The organism is Brachybacterium sp. p3-SID1565 (assembly GCF_025143785.1).
GTDB lineage: Bacteria > Actinomycetota > Actinomycetes > Actinomycetales > Dermabacteraceae > Brachybacterium > Brachybacterium epidermidis.
Genome location: NZ_JAMBDS010000006.1, coordinates 59200 through 81381, shown reverse-complemented (window position 1 = coordinate 81381; position 22182 = coordinate 59200). Strand labels below are relative to the sequence as shown.

Annotated in this window: 18 protein-coding genes; 10 read left to right on the top strand and 8 right to left on the bottom strand. The window is 71.5% G+C overall.

Annotation, left to right across the window (positions count from 1 at the left end; all coding sequences use genetic code 11):
* The first annotated feature begins 85 nt into the window (after positions 1–85).
* From M4D54_RS02980 to M4D54_RS02970, 3 genes are all read left to right on the top strand, one after another.
* Positions 86–1081: a DNA-directed RNA polymerase subunit alpha gene (locus M4D54_RS02980; protein WP_193864454.1), complete on the top strand. Its 996-nt coding sequence runs from the start codon at positions 86–88 to the stop codon at positions 1079–1081.
* A gap of 27 nt (positions 1082–1108) precedes the next feature.
* A complete protein-coding gene (gene rplQ / locus M4D54_RS02975; protein WP_193864455.1) occupies positions 1109–1642 on the top strand; it encodes a 50S ribosomal protein L17 in 534 nt (177 codons plus the stop codon).
* A 299-nt stretch (positions 1643–1941) separates the two neighbouring features.
* Positions 1942–4239 carry an S-layer homology domain-containing protein gene (locus tag M4D54_RS02970; RefSeq protein WP_193864456.1) on the top strand — a complete coding sequence of 766 codons (2298 nt, stop codon included), beginning with the start codon at positions 1942–1944 and terminating at the stop codon, positions 4237–4239.
* A gap of 72 nt (positions 4240–4311) precedes the next feature.
* On the opposite strand, the gene purL is transcribed toward M4D54_RS02970, so the two are convergent.
* The 3 genes from purL to M4D54_RS02955 all read right to left on the bottom strand — a co-directional run bounded on the left by purL (position 4312) and on the right by M4D54_RS02955 (position 9741).
* Positions 4312–6648: a phosphoribosylformylglycinamidine synthase subunit PurL gene (purL, locus tag M4D54_RS02965; protein ID WP_193864457.1), complete on the bottom strand. Its 2337-nt coding sequence runs from the start codon at positions 6646–6648 to the stop codon at positions 4312–4314.
* A 190-nt stretch (positions 6649–6838) separates the two neighbouring features.
* Positions 6839–9127: an acyl-CoA dehydrogenase gene (locus tag M4D54_RS02960; RefSeq protein ID WP_228018423.1), complete on the bottom strand. Its 2289-nt coding sequence runs from the start codon at positions 9125–9127 to the stop codon at positions 6839–6841.
* Positions 9124–9741, bottom strand: coding sequence for a TetR/AcrR family transcriptional regulator (locus M4D54_RS02955; protein ID WP_228018555.1), 618 nt, complete (start codon positions 9739–9741; stop codon positions 9124–9126). The genes M4D54_RS02960 and M4D54_RS02955 overlap by 4 nt, the downstream gene beginning before the upstream one ends.
* A 101-nt stretch (positions 9742–9842) precedes the next feature.
* Here M4D54_RS02955 and M4D54_RS02950 point away from each other — a divergent pair, with 101 nt between their 5' ends.
* The 3 genes from M4D54_RS02950 to M4D54_RS02940 all read left to right on the top strand — a co-directional run bounded on the left by M4D54_RS02950 (position 9843) and on the right by M4D54_RS02940 (position 13622).
* The gene (locus M4D54_RS02950; RefSeq protein WP_396121465.1) at positions 9843–11237 is read left to right on the top strand and encodes an acetyl-CoA C-acetyltransferase; all 1395 of its coding nucleotides are present in this window, start codon (positions 9843–9845) and stop codon (positions 11235–11237) included.
* An 88-nt stretch (positions 11238–11325) separates the two neighbouring features.
* Complete coding sequence (locus M4D54_RS02945) at positions 11326–12666, top strand: 3-oxoacyl-ACP reductase (protein WP_259890218.1); 1341 nt, start codon at positions 11326–11328, stop codon at positions 12664–12666.
* Between the two features lie 5 nt (positions 12667–12671).
* A complete protein-coding gene (locus M4D54_RS02940) occupies positions 12672–13622 on the top strand; it encodes a MaoC/PaaZ C-terminal domain-containing protein (protein ID WP_193864871.1) in 951 nt (316 codons plus the stop codon).
* A gap of 18 nt (positions 13623–13640) precedes the next feature.
* On the opposite strand, the gene M4D54_RS02935 is transcribed toward M4D54_RS02940, so the two are convergent.
* Positions 13641–14639: a nucleoside hydrolase gene (locus tag M4D54_RS02935; protein WP_193864459.1), complete on the bottom strand. Its 999-nt coding sequence runs from the start codon at positions 14637–14639 to the stop codon at positions 13641–13643.
* A gap of 56 nt (positions 14640–14695) precedes the next feature.
* Between M4D54_RS02935 and M4D54_RS02930 the strand changes: the two genes are divergently transcribed.
* A complete protein-coding gene (locus M4D54_RS02930; protein WP_193864460.1) occupies positions 14696–16048 on the top strand; it encodes a class I SAM-dependent methyltransferase in 1353 nt (450 codons plus the stop codon).
* Positions 16049–16348: 300 nt separating this feature from the next.
* Here M4D54_RS02930 and purQ read toward each other — a convergent pair whose 3' ends face one another.
* Positions 16349–17074, bottom strand: a complete 726-nt coding sequence (purQ, locus tag M4D54_RS02925; RefSeq protein ID WP_193864461.1) for a phosphoribosylformylglycinamidine synthase subunit PurQ — start codon at positions 17072–17074, stop codon at positions 16349–16351.
* The gene (purS, locus tag M4D54_RS02920; RefSeq protein WP_193864462.1) at positions 17074–17370 is read right to left on the bottom strand and encodes a phosphoribosylformylglycinamidine synthase subunit PurS; all 297 of its coding nucleotides are present in this window, start codon (positions 17368–17370) and stop codon (positions 17074–17076) included. Before purS ends, purQ begins: the two co-directional genes overlap by 1 nt.
* Positions 17371–17519: 149 nt before the next feature.
* Here purS and M4D54_RS02915 point away from each other — a divergent pair, with 149 nt between their 5' ends.
* Positions 17520–18293: an MBL fold metallo-hydrolase gene (locus M4D54_RS02915; protein WP_193864463.1), complete on the top strand. Its 774-nt coding sequence runs from the start codon at positions 17520–17522 to the stop codon at positions 18291–18293.
* 38 nt (positions 18294–18331) lie between these two features.
* Complete coding sequence (pcm, locus tag M4D54_RS02910) at positions 18332–18910, top strand: protein-L-isoaspartate O-methyltransferase (RefSeq protein ID WP_193864464.1); 579 nt, start codon at positions 18332–18334, stop codon at positions 18908–18910.
* Positions 18911–18913: 3 nt separating this feature from the next.
* Here the strand turns inward: pcm and M4D54_RS02905 are convergent, their stop codons facing one another.
* Both M4D54_RS02905 and purD read right to left on the bottom strand, forming a co-directional pair.
* A complete protein-coding gene (locus M4D54_RS02905) occupies positions 18914–19834 on the bottom strand; it encodes a phosphoribosylaminoimidazolesuccinocarboxamide synthase (protein WP_259890217.1) in 921 nt (306 codons plus the stop codon).
* A complete protein-coding gene (gene purD, locus M4D54_RS02900) occupies positions 19831–21132 on the bottom strand; it encodes a phosphoribosylamine--glycine ligase (RefSeq protein ID WP_259890214.1) in 1302 nt (433 codons plus the stop codon). Before purD ends, M4D54_RS02905 begins: the two co-directional genes overlap by 4 nt.
* 40 nt (positions 21133–21172) lie before the next feature.
* On the opposite strand from purD, the gene truA reads away from it, so the two are divergent.
* Entirely contained in the window at positions 21173–22111 is a 939-nt protein-coding gene (truA, locus tag M4D54_RS02895) for a tRNA pseudouridine(38-40) synthase TruA (RefSeq protein ID WP_228018424.1), read from the top strand.
* Positions 22112–22182: the final 71 nt, after the last annotated feature.

Here is a 22182-nt window from a genome sequence, read left to right as displayed (position 1 = left end):
GCCCGTCGCCGCACCTGGACCACTCACCTCGCCCCTCGCCCCCTTCTGAGCGTCATATGGCGGACGCTCGCCGAAAGGACTCACAGTGCTCATTGCACAGCGCCCCACGCTGACCGAAGAGGTCGTGTCGGACAACCGCTCCCGGTTCGTGATCGAGCCGCTCGAGCCCGGCTTCGGGTACACGCTGGGTAACTCCCTGCGTCGCACCTTGCTGTCCTCCATCCCCGGTGCTGCGGTCACCTCGATCCGCATCGACGGCGTGCTGCACGAGTTCAGCACCGTCCCCGGGGTCAAGGAGGACGTCACCGAGATCATCCTCAACATCAAGAACCTCGTGGTCTCCTCGGAGAACGACGAGCCCGTGGTGATGTACCTGCGCAAGGAGGGGGAGGGCAGCGTGACCGCCGCCGACATCACCCCGCCCGCCGGCGTGGAGATCCACAACCCCGAGCTGCACATCGCGACCCTGAACGACAAGGGCCGCCTGGAGATCGAGCTGATCGTCGAGCGCGGTCGCGGCTACGTCTCCGCCTCGCAGAACAAGTCGGCGGACGGCGAGATCGGCCGCGTGCCGATCGACTCGATCTACTCGCCGGTGCTCAAGGTGACCTACAAGGTCGAGGCCACCCGTGTCGAGCAGCGCACCGACTTCGACCGTCTGATCGTCGACGTCGAGACCAAGCCCGCCATCTCCCCGCGCGATGCCGTGGCTTCGGCCGGCAAGACCCTGGTGGAGCTGTTCGGTCTGGCCCACGAGCTGAACCAGGAGGCGGAGGGCATCGAGATCGGCCCCTCGCCCACTGATCAGGCGATCGCTGCCGACCTCGCGCTGCCGATCAACGACCTCAACCTGACGGTGCGGTCGTACAACTGCCTCATGCGCGAGGGCGTGCACACGGTCGGCGAGCTGACCGCTCGCTCCGAGGCCGACCTGCTCGACATCCGCAACTTCGGGCAGAAGTCCATCGACGAGGTCAAGGCGAAGCTGGCCGAGCTCGGCCTGTCGCTGAAGGACTCCCCGGCCGGGTTCGACCCGTCGGCTCTGGACTCCTACTCCGACGACTTCGGCGACCAGTACTGACCCTCATCTTTTTCTAGGAGAACGACCATGCCTGCACCCACCAAGGGAGCGCGCCTCGGGGGTTCGCCCGCGCACGAGCGGATGATCCTCGCCAACCTCGCCACCGAGCTGTTCCGCCACAAGGCCATCACCACCACCGAGTCGCGTGCCAAGCGCCTGCGCCCGGTGGCCGAGCGCCTGGTGACCTTCGCCAAGAAGGGCGACCTTCCCGCTCGCCGCCGCGTGATGCGCACCATCCGCGACAAGGGCGTGGTGTACACCCTGTTCGAGGAGATCGCCCCCACCTTCGCCGAGCGTCCCGGTGGCTACACCCGCATCACCAAGATCGCGCCGCGCAAGGGCGACAACGCTCCCATGGCCGTGATCGAGCTGGTCCAGGAGGCATACTCGCCCAAGCAGGCCGTGGTGAAGGAGGCCGAGGGCGCGGCGAAGAACGCGGCCAAGGCCGACGCTGCTGAGCCCGCGGAGGAGACCCCGGCCGAGGAGACCACTGCGGAGGAGACCCCGGCGGAGGAGACTCCGGCAGAGGACACTGCGGAGGAGCAGAAGTCCGAGGTCTGATCGGATGAGCTGCTGACAGCTGCGCGTGAGGCCCCGGCACCGGATGGTGCCGGGGCCTCATGCTGTGCGGGGGATGCGCGGCGGGCCGGCGGCAGCGGCGCTAAGGGATGTCGTCCTGCCGGGTTGATGGGGTGTGGTGACCTCACCCCCACGCGGGACGACGTGGGGTGGGTCATCCGGGATTCGAACGGTTGTTGCACAATCGTTGCCCAGCACCCGAGATCTGGTGCCTATGGTGGACGCGTTCGCGCTGTGCCGTGGACACTCTGTAGCTTCCCCGCTTCCCCAGGAGATCCGCGATGTCCGCCTCCCTCCGCCGTCCCCTGCCCGATGCATCCGGCCGCACCCCGGATCTGCGTCCGCGGCGCCGCTCCCTCCTCGCCGGCTCAGCCCTCGTGGGTTCCTCCGTGGTCATCGGCGGCGGCACCGCCCTGGCCGATGGTGAGGAGGGTGCCCCGGTCAGCGGTGCGGAGGATCAGCCGTCGTCGGCCGCCGGAGCCGGCACGCAGGCTGCCCAGCCGCGCACCACGACCATCGCGCTGCGCGAGGCGGAGCATATCGAGCGCGACGGCCGCCTGGCTCGCCACATCGTCGGGCATCCGGCCGCTCTGGTGGGCGTGACCTGGGAGGAAGGCGGCGTGGAGCCGACCGTCTCCGTGCGTGGCCTGCAGGTGGATGGGGCCTGGAGCCCCTGGCATGACCTCGAGGTCGCTGTGGACCTGGACACCGGCGTGCGCTCCAACGGCACCGAGCCGGTGTTCTTCGCCGATGTCACCGAGGTGGAGGTGATCGGTGAGATCGACGGTGAGGATGTCACCGAGGCGCTGAACGCCCACCTCATCGACTTCCCCGATGATCCTAAGCAGGCGCCGCTGGAGCTCGATGAGGGGGCTGTCTCCGCGGAGGATGCAGCCCAGGAGCGCAGCGAGCAGCCTCCTGCCGAGGGCGAGGCGGCCACGCCCTCTCAGGAGCCACAGGAGCGCCTCACCGAGGAGACCGCCCCGGCCGAGGAGACCGGTGAAGGTGAGGACCCGGCGGATGCGCCGGCGCCCTCCGATGGCGGCGGCGCGACCGTGGGCGGCGGGGGAGTAGGGACCGCGCGGCCTGCCCTCGGGCCGATCGTGCCGATGTCCCTGGTCCCGCGGGACCTGTGTATCCCCGGGGCGCCGCGGATCGTGACCCGCGCCCAGTGGGGCGCCGATGAGCGAGCCGCCCGTTCCAGCTCCACCAGCTCTGCGCTGAAGGCCGTGGTGCTGCACCACACCGCCGGCACCAACAACTACTCGCCCTCGCAGGCCGCGCAGCAGATCCGCGGGATCTTCGACTATCACGTGCGCACGCTGGGCTGGGCGGACATCGGCTACAACGTGCTGATCGACCGCTATGGAACGATCTACGAGGGCCGACGGGGCGGTCTGACCCGCAACGTGAACGGCGCCCACGCGCTGGGCTTCAACACCGGCAGCTTCGGCATCTCCGTGATGGGCGACTACTCCTCGCTCCGGGCGAGCTCCGAGGCGCGGGAGGCGATCATGCGCGTCGCCTCCTGGAAATTGCTGTCCACCTTCCGGGCGAAGGTCGACGAGACGTCGTCCTGGACGGTTGGCGTGGACGGGATCCGCTGGCCCCGCGGCACGAAGGTGAACATGCCGCGGCTCTTCGGGCACCGGGACGTCAACCTCACCGCATGCCCCGGGAACGGGCTGTACAACGAGATGGACAGCCTGCGATGGGGGATCCAGAGCCGCATCGACTCTGGATGGCGCTACCACCTCGGGGCCTTCCAGCGCCACGGTGGTGAGTCCGTGCTGGGGACAGTCCTCATGTCAGCGCAGAAGGAGGGGGACTACACGATCACGCGCCTGTCCAAGGGCATCGTGGTCTCCGGGCCTGGCCTGTCCGCGCGCGCCGCGACGACCACCGACTCCATCCGCCGCAGCTGGCACCCCAGCTGGGGGCGACCCGAAGCGGACTACGTGAGCACGGACGGCCGCTACACCCAGCGTTTCGACAACGGGGTCGCGGTACGGGAGAACTACCGCAATCGGTTCGTGTCCGCGTACTTCGTGGATGTCCCGACGAGCCACCGCTACTTCGTCGAGATCCACGATCTGCGTGAGCAGGGCATCATCCCCGGCTGGTCGGGTCGTCGATTCCTGGGCAAAGAGGCGACCACCCGCAACCAGGCGGTGACATTCCTGTACCGCCTGATGGGTTCGCCGAGCTTCACCCCGCCCTCGAGATCGCGCTTCACCGATATCACTCCGCGTCACGCGCAGTACAAGGCGGTGACCTGGGCTCATGCGCAGGGCATTCTGGAGCCCTACGCGGACGGTACTTTCCGCCCGTCGGCGGCTGTGCGCCGCGATGAACTCTCTCGCCTCCTGTATCGCGCTGCGGGAAGCTCACGCTGGTCACCGGATCGGGCCTACGCGTTCTCGGACGTCTCCCGTTCCTCGGAGTACGCCACCGAGATCGCATGGATGGCGGACAACGAGATCTCGACCGGCTGGGGCCGCTGGTTCAAGCCCGGTGACGCGGTGAACCACGAACGGCTGGCAGCGCTGCTGACACGGTTCCAGCGTGTGATCGGCTGACGGTTTCCTGAGCCGACCGGCGCGGCGGGCGGTGTGCGATCTTCAACATCGCTCACCGCCCGTCGCAGGTCCTCAACCGAAGTACCGCGGGAGCGTGCCCTCGCGCAGCTCCCTCAGCTCAGCGACCTTGAAGGAGCCTGCGCCCTCGATCTCGAGCGCATCCCCGCCGGTGGTGCCCAGACGCAGCACAGGCACCCCGTGTTCCGCAGCGAGAGCTCGCAGCCGCTCCGCGCGGTCCGCAGGTACAGCCACGACGGCGCGAGCCTGCGACTCGGAGAACAGCGCGGTGAACACATCCACACCATCGCGAGCGGTGAGCTCGGACAGCTCGATCCGGGCTCCGGTGCCGAAGCGGGTCACGGACTCCATGAGCGTCTGCGCGAGACCGCCCTGGGACAGATCATGCGCGGCTGCCGCGAGGCCCTCATCGGCCGATCCCACGAGCACGCGGGCGAGCGCCTTCTCCGCCTCGAGATCCACGCGCGGCGGCATCCCGCCCAGATGCTGGTGCATCACGTCGGCCCAGGCGGATCCGGAGAGCTCCTCGCGGGTGGTGCCCAGCAGCAGGATGTCCAGGCCCTCCTCGTGCCAGCCGGTGGGCACCCGGCGCGCCACGTCCTCGAGCACGCCGAGCACACCCACCACGGGGGTGGGGTGGATCGCGGAGCCCTGCACGCCGGGCTCACCGGTGGAGTTGTACAGAGAGACGTTGCCACCGGTCACGGGCACGCCGAGCACCTGGCAGGCCTCGGAGAGCCCCTCGATCGCCTCGACCAGCTGCCACATGGGGCCCGGATCCTCCGGGGAGCCGAAGTTCAGGCAGTCGGTGACCGCGAGCGGTTCGGCACCCACCGTGGCCACATTGCGGTACGCCTCAGCGAGGGCCAGCTGCGCCCCGGCGCGGGGGTCGAGTTCGCAATAGCGCCCGTTGGCGTCGGTGGCCAGGGCCACGCCGCGCCCGGTGGACTCATCCACCCGCACCACACCGGCGTCGTCCGGCATGGCCAGGGCGGTGTTGCCGCCCACGTAGCGGTCGTACTGGTCGGTGACCCAGGCGGCGGAGGCCAGGTTGGGGGAGGAGATCAGAGCGCGCAGCTGCTCCGCGATGCCCGCGGCATCCCGAGGCCGCTCGAGCGTCTCGGCACGATCGGCCTGCAGGGCGTCCTGCCAGTCGGGACGGGCGTAGGGACGGTCGTAGACGGGGGAGTCCACCGCGACGGTGGCCGGGTCCACGTCCACGATCCGCTGGCCGTGGTGGTCGATCACCAGGCGTCCATCGCCGGTGACCTCGCCGATCACGGACATCTCCACGTCCCAGCGGGCGCAGATCGCGGTGAAGTCATCGAGCATCTCCGGCCTCACCACGGCCATCATCCGCTCCTGGGACTCGCTCATGAGGATCTCCCCGGCGTTCAGGGTGGGATCCCGCAGCAGCACGTTCTCCAAATCGATCCGCATGCCGGATCCACCGTTGGCGGCGAGCTCGCTGGTGGCGCAGGAGATGCCGGCCGCGCCCAGGTCCTGGATCCCCTCCACCGCACCCGCGGCGAACAGCTCCAGGCAGCACTCGATCAGCAGCTTCTCCATGAACGGGTCGCCCACCTGCACGCTGGGGCGCTTGGCCGGGCCGTCCTCCTCGAAGGTCTCCGAGGCCAGGATCGAGGCACCGCCGATGCCGTCGCCGCCGGTGCGGGCGCCGAACAGCACCACCTTGTTCCCCGGTCCCGTGGCGGAGGCCAGGTGGATGTCCTCGTGCCGCAGCACGCCCAGGCACAGGGCGTTGACCAGCGGGTTCGTCTGGTACGTGGGGTCGAAGACGGTCTCACCGCCGATGTTGGGCAGGCCCAGCGAGTTGCCGTACCCGCCGATGCCGGCCACCACGCCGTGGACCACCCGGGCGGTGTCGGGGTGATCGATGGCGCCGAAGCGCAACTGGTCCATCACCGCGACGGGGCGAGCACCCATGGAGATGATGTCGCGCACGATGCCGCCCACACCGGTGGCTGCACCCTGGTGGGGCTCGACGTAGCTGGGGTGGTTGTGGGACTCGACCTTGAAGGTCACCGCCCAGCCGTCGCCGATGTCCACGACGCCGGCGTTCTCGCCCATACCCACCAGCAGGTGCTCCCGCATCTCCTCGGTGGTGCGCTCGCCGAAGCGTCGCAGGTGCTTCTTGGAGGACTTGTAGGAGCAGTGCTCGGACCACATCACCGAGTACATGGCGAGCTCGGCCGCGGTGGGGCGGCGCCCCAGGATCTCGCGGATCCGCGCGTACTCGTCGTCCTTCAGGCCGAGCTCGGCGTAGGGCAGCTCCAGATCGGGGGTCGACGCGGCGTGCTCGACGGTGTCGGTCTGCCCGGGGGCCCCCGGTGCGGGATCGGCGGGGGCGGAGGAGTTCGCAGCGGTCATCGCGGGGTCGGGTCCGTTCGTCACGAGGGGCGCCGGCGGGTCCTGGCGCGGCGCCCCCAGTCTACGATCGGACGCATCCGCGGTGACCCGCGGCCCGGGGTTCGGCAGCAGTGACGAACGATCGGCCGCACCGGGAGCGCCCCGGCGCGGCCGATCCGTCAGCGGTGACGCCGATCAGCGCCGAGCTCGATCAGCGCCCTGCACCCTGGCGCTTCCTGGCCGCCTGCTTCTCCTTCTTCGCCCGTTCGCGCAGCACCTTCTCGCTGACCGGGGCGCTGGTGCTGGCCCGCTGGGCGCGGTGGTAGGCGGCGGCCTCGTCCTGGCGCTCCTGCTCCCCACCCAGCGCGATGGGCGCGCGCACGTGGCCGGGTCGCACGTCGAAGGCCGCGATCAGGTCCAGGGCGTGCGGGCGCAGACGCCACAGCAGCCGGCGCAGATCGGAGGTGATCTGGCGCCCGCGCTGAGCGGAGATCAGTCCGTTGAGCAGGAACCAGGCCAGGTCGGCGTTGATGCGGTCCAGCCCGAACAGGTCGCGCACATCGGTCAGCACGGTGCGGGAGTCCTCGTCCTCGAGCGCCTCGATGCCGGCGGTGAAGGCCCGCCACAGCACCAGCTCGGCGTGGGCGCGGGCCGCTGCCAGCATCTCCACCTGGTGCTTGTTGACGTGCGCTGCGGCATCGGCCGGGCTCATGCGGGCGGCGGGGCGCAACGACAGCGCCACCTCCTCCACCTTCACCCGGGCCCGGGAGGCCAGCATCTCCTCCTGGAAGTCGGCACTGCGCATCGAGTCGAACGCCCGCTTGGGGCTGCCCAGGTCGCTGAGGTCCTGCGCCAGGCGGGTCCAGGGGGTGTGACGGCGGGCCAGCACCTCGGCCCGCTGGGCGATGAACCGGCCGATCCCGGCGCGGTCGATGGTCTTCAGCTCCGAGGTGTAGTCGCTCAGCAGGCGCTTGGCCACCAGCTGCAGCAGCACCGTGTTGTCGCCCTCGAAGGTGGCGTACACGTCGAGGTCCTGGTGAAGGCCCACCAACTGGTTCTCGGCCATGAACCCGGCGCCGCCGCAAGCCTCCCGGCACTCCTGGATGGTGTCCAGGGCCAGTCGCGTGGAGGTGGGCTTGAGGGCGGCGGCCATGGTCTCGAGGTCTTCACGGGCCTCGGGGGTGTCGCCGCGCCCGGAGAACACGTCATCGAAGGCCTGCAGCAGCTGCTCGTGGGCGAAGGCCCCGGCGTAGGTGGCGGCCAGCTTGGGCATCAGGCGGTGCAGATGGCTCTGGTAGTCCAGCAGCACCATCTCCCGCGTGGGATCGGCAGCGGTGAACTGGCGGCGCTGGGTCGCGTAGGTGATCGCGATGTGCAGCGCCAGCTGCGTGGCCCGGTTCGCGGCGCCGTCCAGGGAGACGCGACCCTGCACCAGGGTGCCCAGCATGGTGAAGAAGCGCCGGCCGGGGGACTCGATGGGGGAGGAGTAGGTGCCGTCGGGCGCCACGTCCCCGTAGCGGTTCAACAGGTTGGTGCGCGGCACCCGCACCTGGTCGAAGGCCAGGCGCCCGTTGTCGATGCCGTTGAGCCCGCCCTTGGGGCCGTCGTCCTCGGAGGAGATGCCGGGCAGCAGCTCGCCGTTCTCGTCGCGGATCGGCACGTAGAAGCAGTGGACCCCGTGGTCCACTCCCTGCGTGATGAGGCGGGCGAACACGGTGGCGGCCCGGGCGTGCAGGGCCGCGTTGCCCAGGTAGTCCTTCCAGGCGGCCCGGAAGGGGGTGTGGATCACCCACTCCTCGGTGTCCGCGTCGTAGGTGGCGGTGGTGGCCAGGGACTGCACGTCGGAGCCGTGGCCGATCTCGGTCATGGCGAAGGCGCCGGGGATCTGAAGGCTCATGGCGTCGGGCACCCAGCGATGGTGCTGCTCCTCATCGCCCAGCTGGATGATGGCCGCGGTGAACAACCCCCACTGCACGCCGGCCTTGATCTGCATGGACGGGTCGGCGACCACCAGCTCCTCGAAGGCGGCCACGTTCCCGCCGTTGTCGTTGGGGCCTCCCAGGTGCTCGGGCAGCATCTTGTGGGAGGTCTCGTCGGCCACCAGCAGGTGCAGCTGCTCCAGCACCCGTGCGCGGTGCTCGGCCACGGAGACGTCGTAGGGCTTGTGCAGCTCGGGGCGGGCGGCACGCTCACGGGCCTCGTCGCGGGAGTCCGCCCAGCGTCCTTTCAGGGCACGGGAGACGGCCTCGACGTCGAGCCGGGCGCTGCCGTCGGGAACCACGGGGATCGGCCCGGTGGGGGTCCCGGCGGGCTCGGCTGCTGCCCGTGCGGCTGCGGACGGGGTCTGCTCGGGGGCGTCCTCGACGGTGGCGGCGTCCGCGCCGGCAGGGGTGGGGATCAGCGCGGGGGTCTGGTCCGCGACGGCCGCTTCGTCACCTCCGCTGCCCTCGGCGTTCTGGGGGGCGGTGATCGGATCGGGGCGGTCGGTGGTGGAGGTCATGCCTGCATTCCCTTCATGAGCCAGGTGACGAGGTGGTCGACGAGGGCGTCCGAGGTGATCGGTGCGGGCCGTTCGTCGTCGGTCGATGTCTCGTGCTGCGTCATCCACCGGTCCACCGAGCGCTCGACGAAGCCCACGGCTCCGTTCGCCCACAGCTCGGGGGAGGGGACCTCCGCGGGGAGGAAGGTGGTGACCAGACGGGAGACGGATTCCAGGAAGTGGTTCAGCCCGTCGCTGGGACGGGTGACGAAGCGGTACACGCCAGGGGAGCGCTGCGCCGTCTCGACGTAGGCGCGGATCATGGCGCGGATTCGCTCCGCCGGTTCGGGCCTGCGCCCGGATCCGGTCTCGAGCGCCGTCAGCTCAGCGACGAGCCGACGGTGCATGGTGGACAGGATGCTGCGTCCCAGGGCCCGCTGCAGCTGGGCCTTGTCGGTGAAGTAGCGATAGACGATCGACTTCGAGGTGCCCGAGGCCGTGGCGATCTCCTCCATGGTGACGTCGGGCCCCTGGGCGTGGATGAGACGCCGGGCCACGTCCAGCAGTTCGGCACGGCGCTGCTCACGGTGCTGGGCCCAACGGGCGGAGCGTCCGTCGACGGGGGCTTGCATCATCGCGTTCACGGGACCTACGGTATCAAGTACCGACGGTTCCATGTAAAGTCCCCTGTCGGACGAGCTCCCCGATCGAGCTGTTCGACCACGCACGAACGACCATGCACAGACCACGAAGAGGTGCCCCCGTGACAGAGTCCCGCCCCGCCACCGCCGCCGCAGCCCACGAGGCAGACAGCTCCCGGGCGGTCCTGCGCGACGCCCTGGTCCTCGGCGGCAACCGCATCCCCTTCGCCCGCGCCGGTGGCCCCTACGCCGGGATCTCCAACCAGGACCTGCTCACCGCCGTCCTCGAGGGCCTCGTGGCCCGGTTCGGCCTGCAGGGCGAGAGGCTCGGCGAGATCGCCGGCGGTGCGGTGCTGAAGCTCGCTGCGGATCTCAACCTCACACGCGAGAGCGCCCTGGGCACGCCGCTGGATGCTCGCACCCCCGCGATCGACATGGGCCGCGCCTGTGCCACGGGCCTGGAGTCCGTGGTCCACGTCTCCAACCGCATCCAGCTGGGCCAGATCGACTCCGCGATCGCCTGCGGCGTCGATTCCGCCTCCGACTCCCCGATCGAGGTGACCCCGCGCCTGCGTCGCACCCTGCACCGTGCCTTCGCCGCCAAGACGCCGCTGCAGCGCATCAAGGCGCTCGGCGCGATCCGCCCCGGAGACCTGGCACCGGTGCCCCCGCGCAACAGCGAGCCCCGCACGGGCCTGTCCATGGGCGAGCACATGGCCCTGACCGCCGCTGAGTGGGGCATCACCCGTCAGGCGCAGGACGAGCTCGCCCTCGCCTCCCACCAGAAGCTCGCCGCCGCCTACGAGGCCGGGTTCCTGGACGACCTGGTCACCGGCTACCGCGGCCTGGGCAGGGACCAGAACCTGCGCGCCGATTCCAGCATGGAGAAGCTGGCCTCCCTCAAGCCCGTCTTCGGCGTGAAGTCCCCGCAGGTCGCCGAGCCGACGATGACCGCTGGCAACTCCACCCCCCTCAGCGACGGTGCCTCCGCCGTGCTGCTCGGCAGCGCCGAGTGGGCCGCCGAGCACGACCTCACCCCGCTGGCCAGGGTGGTCGATGCCCGCATCAGCGCGGTCGACTTCGTGCACGGCGAGGAGGGCCTGCTGATGGCCCCCGCCTACGCTGTGCCAGAGCTGCTCGATGCCAACGGGATGACCCTGCAGGACGTGGATCTGTACGAGATCCACGAGGCCTTCGCCTCCACCGTGCTGGCCACCCTGGCCGCCTGGGAGTCCGAGGAGTTCTGCCGCCACAAGCTGGGCCGCGACAGCGCGCTGGGCAGCATCGACCGCGACCGCCTGAACGTGACCGGCTCCTCGCTGGCCGCCGGTCACCCCTTCGCGGCCACCGGCGGGCGCATCGTCGCCACTCTCGCCAAGCTGCTGCACCAGCGCGCCCTGGAGACGGGTCGTCCCCAGCGGGGCCTGATCTCCGTGTGCGCCGCGGCCGGCCAGGGCTCCGTCGCCCTGCTCGAGTCCGTCACCTCCTGATCCGTCGCCCCCGACCCTCCGCCGACCGCGGCGCGGCAGCCCTCTGGGGCTGCCCCCGCCCCCTACATCGTTCTTCCGGGAGGACCCCATGGCTGATGCCTACACCCGCTTCGTCCGCTCCGCCCCCGGTGCCCTGATCGCCAAGCGCACCGGCCTTCCCCGCCCCGCCCGCCTGCTGCGACGCGAGGACCGCCCCGAGCCGGTGCTCGGCCCGGTCGTGGTGCTCGGCGACTCGGCCGGTGCCGACCAGGTGGCCCGCCTGCTGCTGTCCTGGGGGGCCGACGTGCGTCGCCGCTTCGAGGAGCTGCCTCGCGTGGGCTCCGTGATCGCGGTGCTGGACGAGGTCTCCGCCCCCGACCAGCTGGGACCGATCCTGCTGCCCCTCTCGGGCGCCATGCGAAGCCTCGCCCCTGGTGCGCGCGTGGTCACGATCTCCCGGCCCGCCACCGGCGAGGATCCCTCGCGTGACGCCGCCCGCGGGGCAGTGGAGGGCTTCGTGCGCTCCCTCGCCCACGAGATGCGCGGCGGGGCCACTGCCAACGGCATCCTCGCCGCCGACGGCGTGGCCCTGGACGCCCCGGCCGTGATCGGCGCACTGCGGTTCTTCCTCTCCTCCCGCAGCGCCTTCGTGACCGGCCAGTTCCTGGAGGTCGCCAGCGAGGCCGGCACCCTCACCGAGGACCAGCAGCAGCCCCTGGCCGGGCGCACCGCCCTGGTCACCGGCGCCGCCCGCGGCATCGGTGCGGCCATCGCCCGCACCCTCGCGGCCGACGGCGCACAGCTGGTGGTGCTGGACGTCCCGGCCGCCGGCACCGAACTGGCGCGCCTGGCCAACGAGCTGCGCGCCGTGCCGCTGCAGCTGGACGTCACCTCCGGCGGCGCCGGCCGGCGCCTGGTGCAGTTCCTGCGGGAGAAGTCGCTGACCCTGGACGTGGTGGTGCTGAACGCCGGCATCACCCGCGACAAGATGTTCGCCAACATGACCCCGGACCGCTGGGACCCGGTGATCGCCGTGAACATCACCAGCCAGCTCTCCCTCATGGAGGCGCTGCTGGAGGCCGGGGACGCGCTGGGCGATCAGCCGCGCGTGGTCTCCCTGGCCTCCACCAGCGGCATCGCCGGCAACCGCGGGCAGACCAACTACGCCGCCTCCAAGGCGGGCGTGATGGCCTTCGTGGATGCGCTGTCCTTGCGTCTCGCCGATGCCGGTGGCACCGCCAACGCCGTCGCCCCCGGCTTCATCGAGACCGAGATGACCGCCCGCATGCCCGCGCTGAACCGAGAGATCGCCCGCCGCGTGAACTCCCTGCAGCAGGGCGGCCTGCCCGCGGACGTGGCGGAGGCGATCTCCTTCCTGTCCTCGGCGGAGGCCGGCGGCATCCAGGGGCAGACCCTGCGGGTGTGCGGCCAGAACATCGTGGGGCGGTGACAGCGATGAGCGACGAGCGGATCAAGGACCTCACCGACGTCCCCTCCTTCCCCGCGGTGTACGCTGCGGCCCTGCTGCCCCGGCGGGGCGATGCCCCCCGGACGTCGCGAGAGAAGCGCCTGCCGGGCACCGCCTACCGCGTGCGTAAGGTGCGCATCGACGCCGGCCGCGCCGCCGACTTCGACCACCTCATGGGCGGGCCCGCCACGGAGAACGTGCACCCCGGTGTGCTGCACGTGCTCGCCTTCCCGATCTCGCTGGCGCTGATGGCGCGCGGGGACTTCCCCTTCCCGCTGCTGGGCCTGGTGCACCTGCGCAACTCCGTGCTCCAGCACCGTCCGGTGGCGGTGGGGGAACTGGTGGATGTGGAGTGCCGCGTGCGCGAGCTGCGCCCGCACCGCAAGGGCCACACCTTCGAGGCGGTCTCCACGATCCTCGCGCAGGACGGGGAGATCATCGCCACCGACGTCTCGACCTACCTGGCCAAGGGCACGAGCTCGTCCGGCTCGTCGTCGAGTTCGTCCCCGAGCTCTGCGGCCGGACCCTCTGCGGGCTCCTCCGACCAGGGATCGGACCATCGCGACTTCGCGCCGCCGCGGCCCACCGCCCGCTGGAGCCTCCCGGCCGACACCGGCCGGCGCTACGCCGAGGTCTCCGGTGACGTGAACCCGATCCACATGTCGGGCCTGTCGGCCAAGGCCTTCGGCTTCCCCAGGGCGATCGCGCACGGCATGTACACCGCGTCCCGGGCCTTCACCGAGTCCCGGGTGGATCTCTCCCGGCCGCTGCGCTGGGACGTCTCCTTCGATGCGCCCGTCACCCTTCCGGGGTCCGTGCTGGTGGCGTACGACGAGGACCGCGACAGCGGCACCACCCGCTGCGTGGGCTGGCGCCCGGCGAAGGGGGAGAAGGCCCCACGGCGCTGCTTCGAGGTGGAGATCCAGCAGCTGGGCTGACCGGCTCCCTGCGCCGCCTCAGTGCGTGGCGTCGCCCTCGGCCTGCCCGCTGCTGGCGGCTGCCTGCGTGCTGAGCCCGCTGCGCAGTGTCTCCCACAGGTGGGCGATGAACGCGGGAGCATCGGCCGAGGTGGCCGCATCGACGTTCGGCTCCCGGCCCCAGCGACCCAGGGGGTCGGCGACCGTCTGCCCCCGGGTGAGGGTGCCGGTCAGCTCGACGTCCACCGGCAGCGGCGTGGTCTCCAGGAAGCGACCGGTCACGGCGTGCGCGGCCACCAGCGGGTCGTGCACGTGGGCGGACCAGCCGAAGCCGTCGGCCTGATGGAACTCGAAGTAGAACTGCAGGGCCTCGACGAGGATCGGCACCACCGGATGATCGCCGAGCGCGCGCACCGCATCCAGCTCTGGCTGCCAGAACCGCACCGCCTCGGTGGTATCCAGTCCTGCCAGCACCGGCCTGGTGGGCGCCTCGCTGAAGGCGATCAGCACGCGCTGGGCAGCTTCCGGATCGACAGCGACGTTCCACTCCGAGGTGGCGCCGGTGTTGCCGCGATGGTTGATCGCCCCGCCCATCACGTGCAGCCGCTTCAGCAGCCGGGGCAGCTCCGGTTCGATCTCCAGGGCCAGTGCCAGGTTGGTGTGCGGGCCCAGCACCAGCCCCACCAGCTGCCCGGGATGCCTCCGGGCGGCATCGACCCACAGCTGCGCGCCCGAGCGATCGTCGGCCTGCCGTGTCGGTGTCGGCAGTCGGGCGTGGCCGAGACCCGTCGGGCCGTGGGTGTCCTCCGCTGTCATCAGCTCCTGGACCAGCGGCGTCCGAGCGCCGCGGGCCACGGGCGCGTCGATGCCCAGCAGCTCTGCCAGCACCAGGTTGTTGCCCAGCACCGCCTCGGTGGGCACGTTGCCGGCGGTGGAGACGATCCCTGTGATCTCGACCTCGGGGCGGCAGGCCAGATAGGTGAGCGCGAAGGCGTCGTCGATCCCGGTGTCGCAGTCCAGCAGCAAGGGCATTCGCATCCACCCAGCGTACGGCCCACCGAGATGGTCCGCGGCTCCCGCCTAGACTCGAGGCCATGCCTGCGTCCACGCCCGACAGCTCCGGAGCGCCCACTGCCGATCAGACCGACCGGGTCGTCCTGCGCACGGCCGAGTCCGAGGCCGGCGGGCCGGGCTGCCCCTGCGACGTGATCGTCGTCGACGACGCCACAGGCGCCCTCACCGCGCATTCCCTTCAGACGCTCGCCGAGCACGAGGGTGCGCGCGTGTTCTCCTGGTCCTCCTCCTGTGCGCGTGCTCGCGAGATCGCCGAGCAGTTCACCCGTGAGATCGCTGATGGGCGCCTGGTGGTGCCGAGCGGTGCGAGGACGGCGCCGGGCGGTGCGGCGCCCGCGTCGGACCCGGCGCTGGAGCCCGTGCCGCTGGAGGAGTTCGCCTCGAGCGCCGATGCCCACCTGGCGCTGGGCCGTCTGCCCAAGTCCCTCGCAGGGCTCGAGGATCGGGCTCGGCGTCTCGCCCTCGCTGCGGGCGGGTCCGGACGCGATGATCTGGAGCTGGTGGCCGGCGGGCGTGTCAAGCACATGACCCGGCAGCAGAATGAGGTGCTGGGCCGTGTGTTCACCGAGGTGCGCGCGTCGTTGGGGTTGGGCAAGTCCCGGGCTCTCATCGCCACCGGCCCCAGGCCCGGGCCCGATCTCATGCAGCCCGCTGAGGGGACCGCTGCGATCACGATCCGGGGACAGGCCCACGAGCTGCCCCTGCGGGGCATCGGCGGCGTGTTCGGCGGAGCCTCCGCCGACGCCGGCAGTCTGCTCCTGCTGCAGTCACTCGATGAGGCACTGGCTGCGGGGGAGTTCGACGCCGAGGGGACTCGGTCGGACGGCTCGCTGCCCGGTCCTCACGTCACTGGGCAGGCGGATCCTGCCGTGGGCTCGGGATACTGCGCCGTGGATCTGGGCTGCGGCAACGGCCTGCTCACGGCCTACCTCACGCTGGCCTTGCCGGGCGCCCGGGTGATCGCCAGCGACGACGACCTCGATGCAGTGCTGTCCACCCGAGCCACCCTCGATGCACTCGCCTCCCAGGCCGCTCGTGACGGATCCGCGCCCGCAGGAGGTGCCGACGTCGATGGCCCGGCATCCGCGCCCCGGGTCGAGGTCATGTGGGATGACGCCCTGTCGCGCCGTGCGGACCGCAGCGCGGACCTGGTGCTGCTGAACCCGCCCTTTCACGACGGCACCGCGATCGATGCCACCCTCGTGCACGGCCTGCTCGACGCCGCCGCCCGGGTGCTGCGGCCGGGAGGTGAGCTGTGGATGGTGCACAACTCGCACCTGCGCTACCGCGCCGAACTGGAGCGCCGGGTGGGGCCTGCCCGTCAGCGCGCCCGCGACCGACGCTTCACGGTGCTGTCGGCCCACCGGGTCTGAGCACATGGGGGAGGAGGTTCCTCCCCGATCGCAAGGCCGCCCTGGTGGCGGAGGCTGCTGCTTCCCGGGCTGTCACCGGTCCCGTCACCTCGATGCCCACCACACCGCGCCCTGGTCCCAGGGCGGCACCACCGACATCGAGCACCCACCGCCGCCTGACCGCACGATCGACAGACGGCGGGGGACGGGGGGCGGGCATCTGCGGAGCCGCACGACCGGACGAAAGGCAGCATCGGGTGCGCACGGGGTGATCACGCGCGGGCTTGCGCGCGGTGGGAAGAGCGGCGTCGGAGCGGGTGCTCAGGCGACGAGGCTGCGCAGCACCGAGGTGAAGATCCCCAGACCGTCCGTGCCGGTGCGTGTGCCCTGACCGGGCTCGTCGGGCCCGAAACCGGCCTCGACCGCATGCTCCGGGTGCGGCATCAGACCCACCACGTTGCCGTAGGCATTGGTGATGCCGGCGATGTCATTGCGGGAGCCGTTGGGGTTCACCTCGAAGCCCTCGGGGCCGTGGGTGGCGCCCTCCGCGTAGCGGAACACGACGCGGCGCTCGGCCTCGAGCTCAGCGAGCGTGCGCTCATCGGCCACGTACTGGCCGTCCTGGTTCTTCAGGGGGATCCGGATCACCTGACCCGCTTCGTAGTCGGTGGTCCAGGCGGTGCGATTGTTCTCGATCCGCAGCGGCTGATCACGGCAGATGAAGGCGCGGTGCGCGTTCTTGATCATCGCCCCGGGCAGCAGGTGGGTCTCGCACAGGATCTGGAAGCCGTTGCAGATCCCCAGCACGGGCATCCCGCCGTTCGCGGCGTCCACCACGCGCTCCATCACGGGGGCGAAGCGACTGATCGCACCGGCCCGCAGGTAGTCACCGTAGGAGAACCCGCCGGGCAGGACCACGGCCTCGACATCGAGCAGGTCCCCCTCGGCATGCCACAGCGCGACGGGCTGACCACCGGCCAGGCGGATCGCACGCAGGGCGTCCCGGTCGTCCAGAGTCCCGGGGAACGTCACCACACCGATGCGCATCAGGCCTGCTCCTCCGCCCCGGCGTCCAGGGCGCGCTCCAGGGAGCCGGAGTCCTCCACGTCGATGGCGACGACGTCCTCGATGACAGGGTTGGACAGCAGCGTGGAGGCGGCCTCGCGCAGGGAGGCGAGGACCTCGTCGGTCACCTCGCCGTCGACCTCGAGCTCGAAGCGCTTGCCCTGCCGCACGGAGCCGATCCCCTCGAAGCCCAGACGGGGCAGCGCCGCGGCGACGGCCTTCCCCTGCGGATCGAGGATCTCGGGCTTGGGCATGACGTGGACCACGACGCGCGGCATGGGCAATCTCCTGGGGGATGGTGTCGACCCGATGGCAGGACGACGGGGCGGGCGAGCTCATCCTACCGATCGGCTTCCCCGCCCCGCGCGGGGCGGGCTACATTCGAAACAGACCACCTGACCGTGCCGATGATGCCGGGAGGCAACCGATGAAGATCCGTCACCTCGTCCACTCGTGCCTGCTCGTGGAGGTCGCCGGCCGACGCCTGATGATCGACCCGGGAGGCTTCAGCGCCGAGGGCGTGCGGTCACTGAGCGCCGATGTGCTCGGCGCGATCGACGTCGTGGCCATCACCCACCAGCATCCCGACCACGTGGACCCCGAGCTGCTGACCGAGATCCTCCGGGCCAGCCCGGGTGCCGTAGTGATCGCCGAGCCCGAGACCGCCGAGATGCTTGCCGGCAATGACAGCGATGGCGGCGATGACAGCGCCGGTGACGATGCCGGCGACGGCGATTCGGCCCCCGTCGTGACTCGTGATCGGCTGGTGCCCCTCCCGGCCGGCAGCAGCCACGAGTTCCCCGCCGTGGACGGGCATGAACCACTGCGCATCGCCGCCGTGGGCGGACGCCACGCGATCATCCACCCGGACATCCCGCGCGTGGGCAACTCGGGCCTTGTGATCAGTGCCGGGGGCGGCCAGCGCCTCGGCGTCACCGGCGACTCCCTCGAACCCGTCCAGGAGTTCCATGGCATCGACGCCCTCGCCTTCGCGGTGGTCGCCCCCTGGTCGAAGATGTCCGAGACCATCGACTTCCTGCGTGCCGTCCGCCCCCGCCTTGCTCTTCCCGTGCACGATGCGGTTGCCAGCGAGCAGGGGCGCGCGATCTACATGCGGCAATCCACGCAGCTGGCCCCCGAGGGCACCGAGGTGCGCGACTGGCCGGAGCCCGAGCGGGTCGTCGAGCTCGGATCGCGCTGACCCGCCCACCGAGCAGGCAGGACGCGAAGGAGACGCCCATGGGACCGGATCGTGTGCAGACCGCGATGGAGGCCGTGCCCCGGGCACCGTTCCTGCCCGAGCAGCAGCGCCCGTACGCCGGTATCGACTGCGCCCTTCCCATTGGCCACGGCCAGACGAACTCCCAGCCCTACACCGTCGCGACCATGCTGCGGCTGCTGGACGTGAAACCGGGGCACCGGGTGCTCGACCTCGGGGCCGGATCCGGCTGGACCACCGCTCTGCTGGCCCATCTCGTCGGCGGCTGCGGAGAGGTGATCGGCGTGGAGCGACGCCCGGAGCTGATCGGGCCCGCGCGCGAGGCCCTCGAGGCAGCGCTCGGTGAGGCGACCCATGCCAGCATCCGGGAGACGCAGGCCGGGGTGCTCGGTGCACCCGGCGACGGACCCTACGACCGGATCCTGGTCTCGGCAGAGGCGCAGCGCATGCCGCACCAGCTGATCGACCAGCTCGCCGACGGCGGCATGATGGTGATCCCCGTGGCGACGGTCATGCACCGGGTCGAGCGCCGAGGGGACCGGATAGTCGACACCCAGCACGGCCGGTTCCGCTTCGTGCCACTGGTGGAGGACACCTGAGCCTCAGAACACCTGACCGGTGAGCCTCTCGTAGGCCTCCACGTACCGGGACCGCGTCTGCTCGACGACCTCCGCCGGCAGAGCCGGGGGAGGAGCGTCGGCGGCGCGGTCCCATCCGGAGGTGTCCGAGGTCAGCCAGTCGCGCACGAACTGCTTGTCCAGGCTGGGCTGGGCCCGGCCCTCGCGGTACCCGGCTGCGGACCAGAAACGGCTGGAATCGGGAGTGAGCACCTCGTCGCCCAGCACCAGGGAGCCGTCGGTGCGGGAGTGGCCGAACTCGAGCTTGGTGTCGGCCAGCAGGATGCCCCGCCCGGCCGCGATCGACCGCGCCCGCTCGTAGACGGCGAGGGTGAGGTGCTCGAGCTCCTCGACCAGGTCGCCCCCCAGACGCTGCCGGGCCTCATCCACGGTGATGTTCTCGTCGTGGTCACCCACCTCCGCCTTGGTGGCGGGGGTGAAGATCGCCGGCTCCAGGCGGGAGGCCTCGGTGAGACCCTCGGGCAGCGTATGCCCGCCCACGGAGCCGGTGGCCCGGTAGTCCGCCAGCCCCGACCCCGTCAGGTACCCGCGTGCCACGCACTCCAGCGGCACCATGTCCAGGCCGCGGCAGCGCAGGGCGCGCCCGGTCACCTCGGCCGGCACGTCGGTCGCCGACAGCACATGGTTCGGCACCAGATCCTCCAGCTGCTCGAACCAGAACAGGCTGATCGCGGTGAGGAGCCGGCCCTTGTCGGGGATCCCCGGCTGCAGGGCGTGGTCGTACGCGCTGATGCGGTCGGTGGCCACCATCAGCACCTCGGTGGCCTCAGCCGGATCGGTGCCGGCCGGGACGTACAGCTCGCGCACCTTGCCGCCGACGGCGTGGTCCCAGCCGGACAGCTCCGGTGCGGTCAGCAGCGGCTGGCCGGTGGGGGGCGTGCTCATGCCGGCCCCGCCTCCCCGGCGCCGCTCCGCTCGGACTCGGCGGCGCGGAGGGCGATGTCGGTGCGGTGCAGGGACCCCTGCAGCTCGATCCGTTCCACCCCGGCCATGGCGAGCTCGCGGGCGGCCTGCAGATCCTCCCCGGTGCCCACCACGGCGAGCACGCGACCGCCGCAGCTGACCAGGGCGCCGTCCTCGCGTCGGTCGGTACCGGCGTGCAGCACGTGGGCACCGGCGGCCTCGGCCTCCTCGATGCCGGTGATCTCATCGCCCAGGCGGGCCTCGGCCGGGTAACCGGCGGAGGCCAGCACCACTGCGACAGCCGCGCCGTCGTGCCAGCGGGGGGCCTGGGCCTGCTGCAGGTCGCCGCGCGCCGCTGCCAGCAGCAGCTCGGACAAGGGCGAGGCCATGCGCTCCAGCACCACCTGGGTCTCGGGATCGCCGAAGCGGGCATTGAACTCCACCACCCGCACCCCGCGGGCGGTCAGGGCGAGACCGCAGTACAGGATGCCGACGAAGGGGATTCCGCGCCGGCGCATCTCCTCGACCGTGGGCTGGACGATGGTACGCACCACCTCATCCACGAGACCCTCGGGGGCCCACGGCAGCGGAGAGTAGGCGCCCATGCCGCCGGTGTTGGGGCCCTGGTCGCCGTCCAGGGCGCGCTTGAAGTCCTGGGCCGCGGCCAGCGGCACCACCCTCTCGCCGTCGCACACGCAGAACAGGGACACCTCGGGGCCGTCCAGGTATTCCTCGAGCACCACCGAGCCGCCCGCACCGATCACGGAACGGCCGTGGGCGAGGGCCGCCTCGCGATCAGGGGTGACCACCACGCCCTTGCCGGCCGCGAGCCCGTCGGCCTTGACCACGAACGGCACATCGCCCAGCGGGTTCACCCGGTCCAGGCCCGCCACCAGTGCGTCCTCGTCGGAGGCGGTGACCGAGGCGGCGGTGGGCACGCCCGCGGAGGCCATCACTTCCTTGGCGAAGGACTTCGAGCCCTCCAGGGCGGCAGCCGCCGCCGACGGGCCGAACACGGCGATGCCGGCCGCCCGCAGGCGATCGGCGACACCCGCCACCAGCGGTGCCTCGGGGCCGACCACCACCAGGTCCACCTCCAGCCGGCGTGCCAGCTCGACCTGGCCGTCGAGATCGCCGACGGCGATGTCGTGGCAGGTGGCCAGGGCCTCGATGCCGGGGTTGCCGGGGGCGGCGTGGAGGTCAGGGGCGGGGGAGTCGGCGCTGAGGCGGCGGATGATCGCGTGCTCGCGGCCGCCGGAGCCGATGACGAGGATCTTCACGCGGGCCAGCGTACCGAGCGCCGCCGATACGATCGGCACCATGTCCGTCGATCAGCCCGCCGATCCCACACCGGACGCTCCCCGGGAAGCCGGCGCGCCAGAGGCGTCCCGCGTCCCTCAGCTCACCCGCCTGCGCCTGGACCTCTCCTACGACGGCACCGACTTCCACGGCTGGGCCGCCCAGCCCGGGCAGCGCACCGTGCAGGGTGAGCTGGAGCAGGCCCTGTCCCGCATTGCCCGCGTGCCCGTGCAGGTGACCGTCGCCGGGCGCACCGACGCGGGTGTCCATGCGCGCGGGCAGGTGTGCCACCTGGACCTTCCCGGCCCCGTGCTCGCCACGATCCCCGGCCGCTCCGACCGCGCTCCGGCCGACGCCCTGGTCACCCGGTTGGCCGGCCTGCTGCCCGCCGACGTGGTGGTCCACGCCGCCCGGGAGGTCCCTGCGGAGTTCGATGCCCGGTTCGGGGCGCTCCGCCGCCGCTACCGATACCGCATCTCCGACGGCCCCACGGTGCACGACCCGCTGCGTCGCGACGTGCTGCGCCACCGCTGGCCCCTCGACGTCGAGGCGATGGCGCGCGCCTCCCGCGCCCTGCTGGGTGAGCACGACTTCCTGTCCTTCTGCAAGCCGCGAGAGGGAGCCACCACCATCCGCACCCTCGAGCAGCTCTCCTGGGAGCGCCCCGAGCCAGGGAGGACCGACGAGGGCCTGGTGGTCGCCACTGTGGTCGCCGACGCCTTCTGTCACCACATGGTGCGCTCCCTGGTGGGCACGCTGCTGGCCGTGGGGGAGGGACGCAAAGGGGAGGACTGGCCCGCGCAGGTTCTCGCAGCCCGCACCCGGCAGTCCTCCACCCGCACCAGTGCCGGGTCCGCGCCGCTGTGCCCACCCCAGGGGCTCACCCTCGAGGGGGTCGAGTACCCGGCCGAGGCGGACCTCGCCGCGCAGGCGCGTGCCGCGCGGGTGCTGCGGGGGTAGAGCTCGTTGCAGCCAGACCCCAGCAGGAGTCAGCGCAGCGGGGGACGGGCATGGGTGAAGGAACGGTGCAG